Annotated in this window: 8 protein-coding genes and 1 pseudogene; 1 reads left to right on the top strand and 8 read right to left on the bottom strand. The window is 59.5% G+C overall.

The genetic code is table 11. The features are described 5' to 3' along the window. Positions 1–65 precede the first annotated feature (65 nt). The 8 genes from FVA80_RS08975 to FVA80_RS31870 all read right to left on the bottom strand — a co-directional run bounded on the left by FVA80_RS08975 (position 66) and on the right by FVA80_RS31870 (position 11125). Positions 66–950 (bottom strand): NAD(P)-dependent oxidoreductase, encoded by an 885-nt coding sequence (locus FVA80_RS08975; protein WP_147908177.1) that lies wholly within the window; start codon positions 948–950, stop codon positions 66–68. Between the two features lie 8 nt (positions 951–958). After that, positions 959–1504 (bottom strand): dTDP-4-dehydrorhamnose 3,5-epimerase family protein, encoded by a 546-nt coding sequence (locus FVA80_RS08970; protein WP_147908178.1) that lies wholly within the window; start codon positions 1502–1504, stop codon positions 959–961. A 6-nt stretch (positions 1505–1510) separates the two neighbouring features. Continuing rightward, a complete protein-coding gene (locus FVA80_RS08965) occupies positions 1511–2773 on the bottom strand; it encodes a class I SAM-dependent methyltransferase (RefSeq protein WP_147908179.1) in 1263 nt (420 codons plus the stop codon). Beyond that, a complete protein-coding gene (gene rfbG, locus FVA80_RS08960; protein WP_147908180.1) occupies positions 2770–3867 on the bottom strand; it encodes a CDP-glucose 4,6-dehydratase in 1098 nt (365 codons plus the stop codon). Before rfbG ends, FVA80_RS08965 begins: the two co-directional genes overlap by 4 nt. Then, positions 3867–4634: a glucose-1-phosphate cytidylyltransferase gene (gene rfbF / locus FVA80_RS08955; protein ID WP_147908181.1), complete on the bottom strand. Its 768-nt coding sequence runs from the start codon at positions 4632–4634 to the stop codon at positions 3867–3869. The genes rfbG and rfbF overlap by 1 nt, the downstream gene beginning before the upstream one ends. A gap of 164 nt (positions 4635–4798) precedes the next feature. After that, the gene (locus tag FVA80_RS08950; protein WP_147908182.1) at positions 4799–8551 is read right to left on the bottom strand and encodes a glycosyltransferase; all 3753 of its coding nucleotides are present in this window, start codon (positions 8549–8551) and stop codon (positions 4799–4801) included. A gap of 239 nt (positions 8552–8790) precedes the next feature. Then, positions 8791–9609 carry a hypothetical protein gene (locus FVA80_RS08945; RefSeq protein WP_147908183.1) on the bottom strand — a complete coding sequence of 273 codons (819 nt, stop codon included), beginning with the start codon at positions 9607–9609 and terminating at the stop codon, positions 8791–8793. 106 nt (positions 9610–9715) lie between these two features. Further along, entirely contained in the window at positions 9716–11125 is a 1410-nt protein-coding gene (locus FVA80_RS31870; RefSeq protein ID WP_147908184.1) for a CatB-related O-acetyltransferase, read from the bottom strand. Positions 11126–12059: 934 nt separating this feature from the next. On the opposite strand from FVA80_RS31870, the pseudogene FVA80_RS08935 reads away from it, so the two are divergent. Continuing rightward, positions 12060–13175: pseudogene (locus tag FVA80_RS08935) on the top strand (integrase core domain-containing protein). Positions 13176–13357 lie beyond the last annotated feature (182 nt).

The raw sequence follows: 13357 nt of genomic DNA, 5'->3' as shown, positions 1-13357 counted from the left end.
TGAATCGAGATTTCGTGCGCAGAGCAACGGCCTCTTCGTAGAGGTCGATAAGGCCTTCAACTCCATTATTTTATCCGAGCCGCAAAGCAATCCTCGAGCCCGGCATCCAGATCATAGCGAGGCTGGAAGCCGACTTCGCGCCGCAAGCGTACAACGTCCGCCTCAATGCTGGCCGGTTCCGTCGCCGGCAACGGGCGGGCACCGAAATCGATCAGATTCGGGCGACCGGTGAGGGCGCCAATCCGCTCAAGGATCGCCCGTACCGGCACGGCCGTTCCAGAGCCAATATTGACTGAGCCCGGCACCTCTGAGTCGACCAACGCCGCGAACGCCCCCGCCACGTCTGCCACATGGCTGAAATCCCGCCGCTGGTGTCCCGGGCTGGTCGCGAAACGCTCACCCGCCGCCAGCATCCGGATCGCGTCGCTCACCAGCCGGCCGGACTTCTCCCCGGGCCCGTACAGGAAGAACAGCCGGCCCCAGGCGAACGACAATTCGGACTCGTCCGCATAGGCCGACAGGATGCGCCGCGTCCCGTCCTTGGCCACCCCGTACAGGGTCGCGGGCGCGCACACCGCGTCCTCGCTGAGGCGCTCGGGGCCCCAGGCGTACTCGGCGCAGGTGCCCGCCACCACCGCCCGCTCGCCACTGGCCTCCCGGAAGGCCCGGACCAGCGCGAGGCTCGCCGCAACCCAGTCGAGGTTCACGGGCGATCGCCAGTACAGGCCGGGCTCCGCGTACCAGGCGAGATGCAGCAGATGGCTCGCTCCGATCGCCTGAACGGCCGCCCGCACCGCCCCTACGTCGAGGAGATCCACCGGGTGGAAGGCGACGCCCCCGGGTGGCCGCCGTCGGCCGAGCGCGTGAATTTCGAAGCCGCGAGCCTGGAGCGCCGGGATCGCGTGGGTTCCGACGAAGCCGGTGGCGCCGGTGAGGATGAGGCGCCGCACGCCCGAACTCACGCGACCGGATCCGTGCCGTCCCAGGCCGGAAAGGCGCGGTCGCGCTCCGAGATCACCATCACTGGCTCAGGCCAGGAGAGATCGACCGCCGGATCGTCCCAGCGCAGGCCCCGGGCGGCCCCAGCCACGTAAGCGCGGTCGATCATGTACAGCACTTCCGAATTGTCCCGCAGCGTCTGGAAGCCGTGCGCGAACCCGGCGGGGATGTAGAGCGCGGCCCGGTTCTCGTCCGAGAGTTCGACACCAGCCGCCTTCAGGTAGGTCGGCGAGTCCCGGCGTAGATCGACGATCACGTCGTGAATCGCCCCCCTGGTGCAGCGCACGAGCTTGGTCTCGGCGTGCGGCGTAACGGCGTAGTGCATCCCCCGCACCGTGCCGCGCCGCAGGTTGAACGACACGCTGGACTGTTTGAAGCGGCCCACGAGCCCGCGATCCGCCAGGGTGTCCTCGCACACGGTTCGCGCGAAGAAACCGCGCTCGTCCGCGTGCGGGCTGAGTCCAATCCGATAGGCACCCGTCAGTGGCAGTTCCTCGAAGACCACGCAGCCTCACTCCACCGCTAGGCTCGGGATGGCGGTGACGAACTGCCCGCCCCATTCACGGATCCCGGCCATCTCCTGCATGATCTCGGCCTTCAGGTTCCACGGCAGGATCAGCACGTAGTCCGGACGCATGGCGAGCAGCGCTTCGGGTGAGATCACCGGGATCCGGCTGCCGGGCAGGAGCGTGCCCTGCTTGTGCGGCGAGCGGTCGGCCACCGCCTCGACCAGTTCCGGGCCGATCCCGCAATAGTTCAGGAAGGTGTTGCCCTTGGCCGCTGCCCCATAGCCGCAGACGCGCTTGCCGGCCCGGCGCTGCTGGATCAGGAACTCCAGGCTGGCGCACTTGATCTCGACCACGGCTTCCGCGAACCGGGCGTAGCCGTCCGCCAAGAACAGACCGCCGTCCCGCTCGTCGGCGAGCACGCGCGCCACTGCGGGTGTCGACGCGTGCGGACCATCGGCGTGGCAGAAGAACACCCGCAGCGAGCCGCCGTGGGTCGGCAATTCCTCGACGTCGAACACCCGCAGGCTCGAGCGCTCCAGAATGCCGGAGACGACGCCCAGCGAGAGATACGAGAAGTGCTCGTGGTAGATCGTGTCGAACTGCTTGTGCTCCATCATCCGTAGCAAGTGCGGGAACTCGAACGTGCCGGCTCCCTCGGGCTTCAGCAGCACCTGGAAGCCGGCCACGAAGTCGAGGATGTCGGGCACGTGGGCCAGCACGTTGTTGGCCGCCATCAGGTCGGCGCCGTGCCCCTCGGCTTTCAGCCGCTCTGCGGTAGCACGCCCGAAGAACGCGACCTCGCTCGGCACGCCCTTCTCGCGGGCGACCGCGGCGACGTTGGCGGCCGGCTCGACCCCCAGCACCGGCACGCCGCGGGCGACGAAGTACTGCAGCAGATAGCCGTCGTTGCTGGCTACCTCTACGACCTTGCTGTGCGCCCCGAGCCGGAAGCGTTCGGTCATGGCGGCGACGTAGGCTTCCGCGTGGCGCAGCCAGCCGGCGGAGAAGCCGGAGAAGTAGGCGTAGTCCGAGAAGATGTGCTCGGGGCTCTCGAACGCTTCGAGTTGCACCAGCCAGCAGCGCTCGCACACGAAGGCGTGGAGCGGATAGACCATCTCGCCCTGCCCGGCACGCTCGGGCGGCACGTAGGAATTGGCCAGCGGCGAAAGGCCGAGATCGGCCACCGTGCGGGCGAGCGGTGCGCCGCAGGATCGGCAGCAGGCGCGGGCCGCGGAGGTCGGGAGAGTGTCCGTTGCTGCGCTCATGCCGGGTCCCGTGTCTCTGCCAGCGCCTCGTAGCGCGCGATCTGTTCAAGTGTCAGCGTGGCTGCATCCGCACCCTGCGCTTGCGCGCGATACCACGCCCCGGTCCAGTCCAAGGCCTCGGCGAGCCGCAGGCGCCGATCCCATCCGAGATACGCGCGCGCCTTCGAGGCATCGACCTTGAGGAAGGTCGCCTCGTGCGGATGCGTGCCCTCGGCGAGTCTCCAGTGTGCACCCGCGCCCCAGCCCCGGGCGAGGCCGGCCACCACCTCGGAGACCGGCTGGCAATCCGCGTCGGCCGGCCCAAGGTTCCAGCCCTCGGCGAAACGAGCCCCATCGTCGCCGCACAGGGCCTCGGCCAGGCGCAGATAGCCCGAGAGTGGCTCCAGCACGTGCTGCCAGGGCCGCACGGCGCCCGGCGCGCGGATCTCCACCGGCTCACCGCGCCCGAACGCGCGGACCACGTCCGGAACCAAGCGGTCCAGCGACCAGTCGCCGCCGCCGATGACGTTGCCCGCGCGCGCACTGGCGATACGTGCCGGATGACCGCCGGCGCCGAAGAAGGAGGCCCGGTAGGCGCCGGTGACGAGTTCGGCGCAGCCCTTCGAGTTGGAATAGGGATCGCGCCCGCCCATCGGTTCGTCCTCGCGGTAGGCCCAGACCCACTCGCGGTTCTCATAAGCCTTGTCGCTGGTGACGATCACCACCGCCTGGACCGACGGGCAGGCTCGGACCGCCTCCAGCAGGTGGACCGTGCCCATGACGTTGCTGGCATAGGTGCCCACCGGGTCGGTATACGAGGGCCGGACCAGCGCCTGGGCGGCCAGATGCAGGACGATCTCGGGCCGCGCCTCGGTGAGGCAGGCCGAAAGCGCGGCGAGGTCGCGCACGTCGCCGATGCGGCTGTCGACCCGCTCGGACAAGCCGGACAGGGTGCAAAGGCTCGGCTCGGTTTCCGGAGCCAGCGCGTAGCCGGTGACCCGGGCACCGAGGCGGGCAAGCCATAGGCTCAGCCACGCGCCCTTGAAGCCGGTATGGCCGGTGACCACCACGCGGCGGCCGGCCCAGAAGCTCGGATCCGGGTTGAGAGCCGGCATTACCAAATCTTCCAGGGGGCGGCCTTGGCGGCCCAGAGCGCTTCGAGATGGTTCTTGTCGCGCAACGTATCCATCGCTTGCCAGAAGCCGGTGTGCCGAAAGGCCTGAAGCTGCCCCTCGCGCGCCAGCCGCTCCAGCGGCTCGTTCTCCCAGACCGTGGCATCGCCCGACACGTAGTCGAGCACCCGCGGATCGAGGACGAAGAAACCGCCATTGATCACGGCACCGTCACCGGCCGGCTTCTCGCGGAAGCTGCGGATCGCATCGCCCTCCATCTCGAGGGCGCCGAACCGGCCGGGCGGGGCCACGGCGGTGAGGGTCGCCATCCGGCCATGCGCCTTGTGAAAGGCCGCCAGGGCGCTGAGATCGACATCCGCGACGCCGTCGCCGTAGGTCATGAAGAACGGCTCGGTCCCGAGATAGGGACGCACGCGCTTCAGCCGGCCGCCGGTCATGGTCTCGGGCCCGGTCTCGATCAGCGAGACGCTCCAATCCTCCGCGCCGGACCGGTGAAACTCGATGTCACCCGATCCGGTCGCCACCGTCACATCGGAGAGATGGAGACGGTAATTCAGGAAGAATTCCTTGATCATGTAGCCGCGGTAACCGAGGCAAATCACGAACTCGGTCACGCCATAGGCGGCGAAGCTCTTCATGATGTGCCACAGGATCGGCTGCCCCCCGACTTCGACCATCGGCTTCGGCCGCGTCCCGGTCTCCTCCGACAGGCGCGTGCCGAGGCCGCCCGCTAGGATCACTGCTTTCATCGCGCAGACCAATTAAAGATCATTTGATTTCACTCCTATATCCCAAAGCGCAACTGTGTAGCTCGTCGACATAAATGACCACTCAAGACAGATCCGGATTTATCTTTTAAAAAAGTCGTTGGGTAAATCCGAGCTGCAGGATGGAACCTGCAAACCGAGACCTCTCATGGGCGTAAGCCGATCGTGTGGAGGGCACCTGCCAAACGACACTCAAATTCGGCCGGTGCACACTCCTTTCTGACTTTCAACAGAGAGCTATCTCGAACCGCATTCCACGTGTGTTCATCCTGATACAGTAGCCCACACTGCTCTGCGAATTCGCTCTCGTCCGAGCCGATCAGAGCAGCTTCTCCTGAGACCCAGCCTAGTTGATCAGCCAGCAGCGGCGTGATCACCGTCGGAACACCGAATGCGGCAGCTTCGTAGATTTTAAGAGGGATTCCAGCGGCGTACCGCGTCGGGCCGATAAAGACCCGTGCGGCGTCGTAGTGCGGCGTGAGATCGTCAACACGGCCGAGGATTTGAATTCGCGGATCGTCGAGCGCCACAAGCCGCGCGGAACCGGTGGGACCGGCAACAATTAAACGGTAGTCGCTCCCAATAAAGCCGTCGAGTTTCGGCATCACCCGCTCGATAAACCAGAATAAAGCATCGACATTTGGCGAAGTATCATCGTCCAGACGCCCAACAAATAGAAATCCCTGTCGCTGTGCGAATGTGTACTCGCCTGCCTTTATCTCAAGTGCGTGCCCGAGCACGCCGACATTGCTGCGTCCGCCGTCGCGAAAATAACCCGCGTCCCATTCATTAACAACCAGAGTGAGGTCGGCAATATCTGAGAGTGCGATCTCAGCGGCAAGCGCCTCGCTTTCCTCAGCTGGTGTCATTGGATTGCCATGAATGGCCCGGCGCCGCGCGTCCCGCGGAGCGCAGACGGCTTCAGCGTCATAGATCAACGCTGTACCCCGGTAAGGTGCAGAGTTTTGTAGAAAGTGAGCTTGGATGACATGCATGTTATTTGGCCGACAGACAAAGATACCATCGTAGTATCCTGGCCTCTCCTCGATCAGCTGTGTAAGTACCGGGCGGTCGCTGCCGAGCACAAACTCGACGTCGACCGAGCAATGGCTGCGTAGCTCCGCCTCAGATACATGCGGCTGGAACGTCGGATAGTAAGTGACAAAGAAACCCTGCCGGGTCAAAGCGTCGAGGATGCGGCTCGTGCGCGGAAAGCCAGCGCCGTGCGAGCTGAGCGGCACGAGGTTGTCGATCATCAAAATCCGCCTGAGGTGCCGGTGCCGGCTTCGGGCTAGATAGGTTGGGCTGGTCTGCGGTAGGTGACGACGCGCTAAAGCAGAGTGATGCCTCTCCGAGAAGGTCTTGAAGTTGCGCCCCATCAGAGCTGAAGCCTCGCCAGCATAGGCTACGCTCGCGAACTCGTAGTGGTTCACGACGATACGCGGATCGTAGATTACTCGAAAGCCGGCCGCATGAATGCGCATGCACAAATCGGTTTCTTCGTAGTAGGCGGGTGCATAGATCGTATCGAATCGGCCGAGTTGTTCGAAGACGTCACGGCGCATCATCATGTATGCACCAGAACAATAGTCAACATCACGGCGGAAATTGTACTGGTAACCGTCCGGCGATTGGCCTCGGCCGTACCCAAGGCAGGCACCGTCGCTCCAAATGATGCTGCCAGCCTCTTGGAGTGTGCCATCGGTCAGAACAAGCTTAGCGCCAACGACTGCGACGTCGGCCGAGCTCTCGAGCGTCTCCAAACCATACCGCACAGCATCAGGCTGCAGGCTGATGTCGTTGTTGAGAAACAGCAGCGCGCGCCCTTTGGCGCGGGCGGCCGCTTGGTTGGCAGCCCGCAGGAAGTGAAGATCCTCAACGTTCCGCACCATTCGCGCATTGCGCACACGGTCCAAGAGATAACGGGTGTCATCCGTCGAGGCATTGTCGACGATGATGACTTCTACAGGCAGATCGACGGTTGCGACTATAGATTGTAAAGCTCGGAACGTTAATTCGGCCTCATTATAGACCACCATCAGCACTGAGATGACCGGATCAGGATAAACCGGCAAATCGATAGTCTGCCGCGTTGCAAAGAAAGCGTGGAGTTCGGCGCGTGCCTGCTGCCGATGGTTGAACTTTCGGGCCGCCAGCGATACGGGGGCTATCACAGTCCGCGCGGCCATTTCGGCGAGCGTGCGGTCGGCGGGAGCGGTGTCGTAGCCCTGAAGCGACGTCGCCTCGCGCCAACCAATCAGGTTGGTACCCTTGCTGAGGCCGCGGACGGTACTAACCTTGATAAAAGGAAATCCAACATCAAGAAGTTCGCGCCACCTATGTAAGGTTGAGTTGGGCAGGCCAGGCGTCGGAAACATCGACTCGCAACGCAGACCGTGCCTCATCATTTGGCGAGTGAACTGAGTTTCATACTCGTTGATCACGTCGTCTTTGTGGTCGAACGAGACGATACTGTGTATGAAATCACGTAAGACTTGTGATTTCAGGGCACGCTGCTTGACGACAAGAAAATAACTTTGGATATGCCAGCCGCGCTCCAGGTTGTCAGTTAGGCCGATCAGATCGGCGTCAGTCTCTCGGATACGAACAACGAGCCGCCCGAAATCGGTCTCGCTGGTCGGACCGAAGACGCTGTCATTGATCAAATAGACGATGTCCGCTTCGAACAATTCCGGCTGAAGGCGAAAAACATGTGCCCATGCGGCAAAATCAAAACCGCCGTTGGCACGTTGATAAATTACCTCTGAGCATGCCGCCAGCGTTTCTGGCACTTCTATCTTGTCGTGGTCGCTAGTCACGATCAGAATGCAGTCAATTCCCTGCTGCTTCAGGCTTGCCGCATAATGGGCCACGTGTGGCTTGATCGTCCCCTCGGCGGACCAAGTCACGAACAGCGCGACTTCGCGTCCGATACGGCCGGCTTTGAGGCAGGTGATTTTGGTTGCCGTGACGTCGCTACCAGGCAGTGTCACATTTTTGTTAGGACGGCGACGTTCGAGCAATCCATGTCGGATAAAATGCTCGAGCGGATCTAGCCCCGCATCCGCGACATCCGTGTTGCGGTCGAGGTACCAAGCCTCATCGAACACGGTCTTCCAGGCCTCGCGATCATCTTCGAACGCGTTGGGCGCGCGGCCCTCCAGGATCCCGATAGTTCTGAAATGATGTAGCGGGTCGGTTTTGAACTCGCCCAGATCCAAGTAGCGAGCCGAATACCAAGCCGGGTCAAAGATTGAATCCCATGCCTGCCGCGGCTCGACTGCAGCGTTTGGATATCGGCCTTCGACGTGACCATACTCGGCGTAGTGGAGCCGCGGGTCGGTCCCCGATGCCGCCACATCCCGATAACGAGCTAGGTACCATGCCGGATCAACCTCGGCAGCGCGTATGCTGAAGGCCTCGGCTTCTGCATTAGGAAAGCGGCTATCAATATAACCGTATTTGGCAAAATGGATCTTCGGATCCATGCCGGCTTCGGCTACATCCGGATAGCGGGCCCGGTACCAGATTGGATCGACTTTGGCGGCCATCGCATTGGCGGCCTCGGCTTTTGCATTCGGATACCGGCCGTCGGCATGACCGTATGATGCATAGTGGTTGCGAGCATCGGCACCCGCATCTGCTACGTCGGGGTAACGGTTAAGATACCATATCGGATCGACCTCGGCCGCTCGCAAACTCGCCGCCTCAACCTGGGCATTCGGGAACCGGCCTTCGTGCCGACCGTGCTGCGCGAAATGTTCGAGCGGATCAAATCCTGACTTTGCCACGTCAACATAGCGATGGAGGTACCAAACCGGATCGAACTCTTCTACTTGGATACTGGACTGCTCTACCATATCGTCAGTTTCGCGATCCCTCGTACCCTGATCCGTCATACTTCGTCTTCACTCTGCTAGAAAATTTGCATACCGCTGGCGCAAGCAGATGCATGCACTTCAGCCCAAACGATCAACTTGGATGGGGAAACCAAAAGCAGATCTAGAAGGGCGAGCAACTAAGATAATGCTTTAAACGTCAGCGTGCGATTGCGGATCTTCGATTCACTAGTGCGACGTTACTTATTATATTTGAGGCCGAGAACCAATATCCCCGGGTGCCATCAAATTACGGCACTTCATCTCAATGAGCAAGCGTCAAGGTCTGGGCGCGTGTCAGCCAGCTCGATATGCGATCCCCATGCCAAACGCAAGAGCATGCTTTTTTCAGGCGCCAAGGCATCGTCGAAGCGCCGCGTCTGGTTGTCGGCTATGAGGAGGTTGTCCTGTCGCCCCTGGCGGAAAGTGTCGCTTGCCGGCCACCAAAGAGGGGGATAGCCACGCCCGTTTCGACCCACCACCAAGACGTCATAGCCGCGCGCCGTGATCCGCCGGGTGAGGCTGCTCCGTCCACTCTCAAAAGCATAAGCGTCGAGCTTGCTGCCGATCAAATAATCTCGGAACAGGTCCAGAAGCACAGTGCGGCGCAGCGCGAAGCCGTTGGTGCGCAAATGCGGATTGGGGAAGAGCTCGACCTCAAGCCCAGGTAATTGCAGACTTTCAAAGGATCCGCTCGCTCCGACGAGTCCCACTTCTCTGCGACGGAGATGAGCCACGAAGTTGTTGAGCCAGTTAGGCGCAAGAATCTCTGCATGGGTATTCATAAAACATATGTATGTTGCTGCCATCTGCTTGCTGCAATCGATATAGGCGCCGACGTCGTAACGATTATCTTCCAAATTAAGAAAAACAGGATTGATGGCTGAAAAGCGCGCGCGCGTTGCAGCAAGGTGATCGGGCGAAGCGAACCCCTTAAGGGCTACATACAAGGTGTGAGCTATACCGGCAGCGTTGAGCTGATAAGACTGAATGAAACGATCAAATTTCGCATCGCATTCCGTGTCTGCACCACGCGCGAGATAAAGTGCTGCAGCCGATTCCTCATTCTGACACATCATCGTCGATCTCACATTAATACTCACATGCGGTACCTACACCATAAAACACGCTCCTGAAAGCATTGCTTTAGGAACGCATGGAGCCAAATACAATTTATCGCCGCACTCAACTACGAACGGCAAAAAACAACATGACCGGGCCGGGGGGCGCATCGACCTGCTCTTTGAAATGAAGCAACTTGAAGCCGCGCTCCGTTACATAATCGAGTATTATATTTTTTTCCAGCCAATAGGCTCCGCTCTCCACACCACCTGAAAACTCGATCCCCTTCGCGACATAACTTTTGTAATGATGGACTACCGGGGCACTGCCAATATCTTTCACAATATCTTTATCGACATCAAACGTTAAATCCTTCGCGCATTCTTCTTGCTTCCAATAATGCGTCCATATAAAAAAGGCGTTTGAACGATCGCAAATCAATTCCAGCAATCTGAGCGGTTCGACTTGATGATAAAGCACACCAGACGCCCAGATCACGTCGAAAACTTTGTCGTTATTCTCAAGATATTTTAATGCACTTCCGTAAAAAAAATTGGCGGGGATATTGAACATCTCCTTGACCATCAAACATTTCACGAACGCCAGATCATTGGCTTCAACCGCCACCACGGGGCCCGCGCCGGCATCACAGAGATGCTTGGTTTGGTATGCTTCCAATGGACCAAGTTCGCAGACCGATTTTCCTGAAAAATCGAAAACGTCCGCGACTTCTTTAACGCGATTGTCAACCGTTTGATCGAAATGAGCGGTGCCGCCGGCCGACAAGCCCATTTCTGGAGGAAATGAGCTGACCCAACTTCCTGCTAGAATATCAATCATTGCCTGCTGAGACGGAGCGTCATTGCTATAGGCCGGAGCAATTTGTCTGAGAGATTGCATTTTGTTTTCCGAAATTTGATTTGGAGGAGAGACCGTCGCCGGAGCGGGGAGATCTGTTTGATTCTGCGCCGCGGAGAATTCAGAGATGAAGATTTCTATCGGTTTATAGAACCACTCAGCCCGAGCCCGAATCTCTTCCGGTGTCCAATCCCACCAGGCAATCGCCAGAAGATCGGCGCGAGTAGCCTCATCGAAACGATATCGGATGATCTTCGCCGGGTTTCCCACTACGATGGCAAACGGCGGCACGTCTTTACAAACGACGGCACCCGCTCCAATAACGGCGCCATGCCCAACAGTACATCCGCCAAAAACTTGCGCACTGCGACCAATCCATACATCCGATCCGATGCGGGTATCCGGCTTTCGACGATATGCACGCGATGGGTTCCAGACACCTAAGATAAAAGTGTCGACGGGCCACGTACTCACCTTTTCTGTGAAATGCTCTCCCCCTGTCGCTAGAAAAGCGTCCTCCGCGATCGAGCAATAACGTCCGATGTATAATCTTTCATCTGCTATGTAAGTCATAAACTTAGTTTTCGGGTCCCAGTAAGTCCCGCGGCCAACATGGACGGAGTCTGGAAACGCGGCTGACGAGATAACTCGGTCGTTCTGCAGATCGTGGTGCATCTGAGTTTGATTCGGGCGTTTCAATGGGGGGCGATATGCCTTATTGAGGCAGGCTTGGCAATTGCCGCCTGCTTATCTCAAGTTTAGGACTATCCTGATAAGCGCCGATGCGGCAGCTCATTGCAGAGCTTGAGTGGACATCGTGCTTTCTATATCAGTTCAATCTTTGATACGGGTAATTTGGTCGAACGCAAGCTGAGGTTTAATGCGGCACTCCTAACAATCGCAGCATCACCCATTTTGCTCGGGGTATATCTATATCTCCCTGGAACACTCTATAGATTTAATTTGAAACCATCCCCGTCCAACAAATTATGCGATCTCTGGAGTGAAAAGGCTCCCAGTTAGAGTGCCCAACGCCGCCAAGTCTTTTAGCTAGCAAGCGCATTATGCTACATTCTGACAATCATAATTTCTGCGTTCTCACGCGACCGCGAAATCCATACCGCCACATATCGGCGCCAAGCGGCTTCTGCCGGTAGCTAAGGCTGACAAATCGGGTATTCCGGCAGCTAAACCGAAGCTTATCTCACATCAGCGCATAAATTTTTTCGGGTTTTTGTCCAAAATGTGGGCTTTTATAAGCGATTAAACTACTAGTCAGCTATTTATAAATAGGTCCGTGAGGGTCATTTGCTCTGAAAAAATTCGGATTGATTTTTACAATCTTATATTGGTTCATATCGCCCGTTCTGCAAATTATATATCTGAACTCTGATTTATTATTAATAGACAGGCGCCAATCAAGATATCACCTTCATTCAGAAGCGTCGCATAACAGATTGGAACGGTGGCGTAGTACTACGCATTTGTTCGGTGAAATACATGCAGATACCCATAGAGATCGTTGACGCTTGGTAATAACTTTGGCCTCGCAAAATGGTTGGCGCTGGCCGCAGGTTTTTCGGGCGTCCTGGGCCCTGAAGGAAGGCGGATGCCATGTCGGCAATCGCTTCGCGAAGAACAGATCGCGTTTGCCCTGCGGCAGACGGAAACTGGTGCGGCGGTAGACAAGGTCTGTCGGGAGATGAGCCGGTGCGAGCCGACCTCGTTACCGTTGGAAGAAGCAGTTCGTCGCCATGGGCGCGCGTGATATCCGACGGCTCAAACCTCTGGAGGGCGAGAAGGCAAGCTTAAGCGGTTGGTGGACGGCCTGACGCTGGACCGCTCGTGGCCGCAGGATGCCCTGAAGCGAGAGTAGTGAGGCCCGCCGCTCGCCACGAGGTCGCCGGCCACCTGCAGGTGGCCTACGGCGTCCGCGAGCGTCGGGGTTTGCCAGGCCACCGGCTTGGCCGCTCGTTCCAGCGCTACAGAAAGCCCTCCGACCCGCAGGTGAAGCTGCGCATGCGGCTGAAGGAGCTGGCTATCGGTTGGTGCGCAACGGCTACCAGCGGCTGCACATCCTGTTGCAACGGGAGGGCTGGACCGTGAATGACAAGTGGAGTTCCGGATCTACCATGACGAGGGAGTGTCGACCCGGTCCAAGCTGCTCCAGCGCAAGCGACCTTGGCTCGATCGCCGGGAGCGGCCGGCGACCGGCGAACACAACGAGGTGTGGGCGATGGGCTTCGTATCCGATCGCGTCTTCGATGGGTGTCCGTTCTGGACTCTCACGGTGATCGATTGCCCTACGCGAGAGGCGCTCTCGCTCACACCGAGAGCCAGCTTCCCCCCCTACCAAGTGACCGAGACTCTGGACGCCTTGGTGCGGCTGCGAGGTCGACTGAAACGCCAGGGGGGGGACGATGGATCAGAGTTCGCCGGCCGAATGCTCGACCCTTGAGCCTACCGGAACGGGGTCGCGATCGACTTCTCCCGGCCAGGGAAGCCGACCGACATCGAAGCGTTCAAAGCCTCCTACGGGCGGAATGCCTGAACGCTTGGTGTTTCTGTTGCTCGCCGATGCCCGTGGACCCCTCAAGGACTGGAGGCCCGACTACAGCGAAGATCGACCCCATAAGCCCTGGGCGGCTTGACGCTCCGATCCTTCGCGAACCAAGCTGTCACAGCCCGAGGACTTGCATCGTCCGTGGACCACAAACTGGGTTAACTCCACGCGCACGGAAGCCATACATCCATGCAGACCACCCGCAACGGGGTGAACCAAGGGTTGGGACGGGCCTCGACCGGTCCGATCGATTTGATATAGGAGCGGGTCGGCTAAGAGGTATGAACCCATCGGACGAGTCCTGCATCCGTGATACTGGTCCAGCGAGCGTGTTGCGGTCAAGC

The sequence above is a fragment of the Methylobacterium sp. WL1 genome, assembly GCF_008000895.1.
In the GTDB taxonomy this organism is placed as follows: Bacteria; Pseudomonadota; Alphaproteobacteria; order Rhizobiales; family Beijerinckiaceae; genus Methylobacterium.
This window is presented reverse-complemented; position numbering and strand designations above follow the sequence as displayed.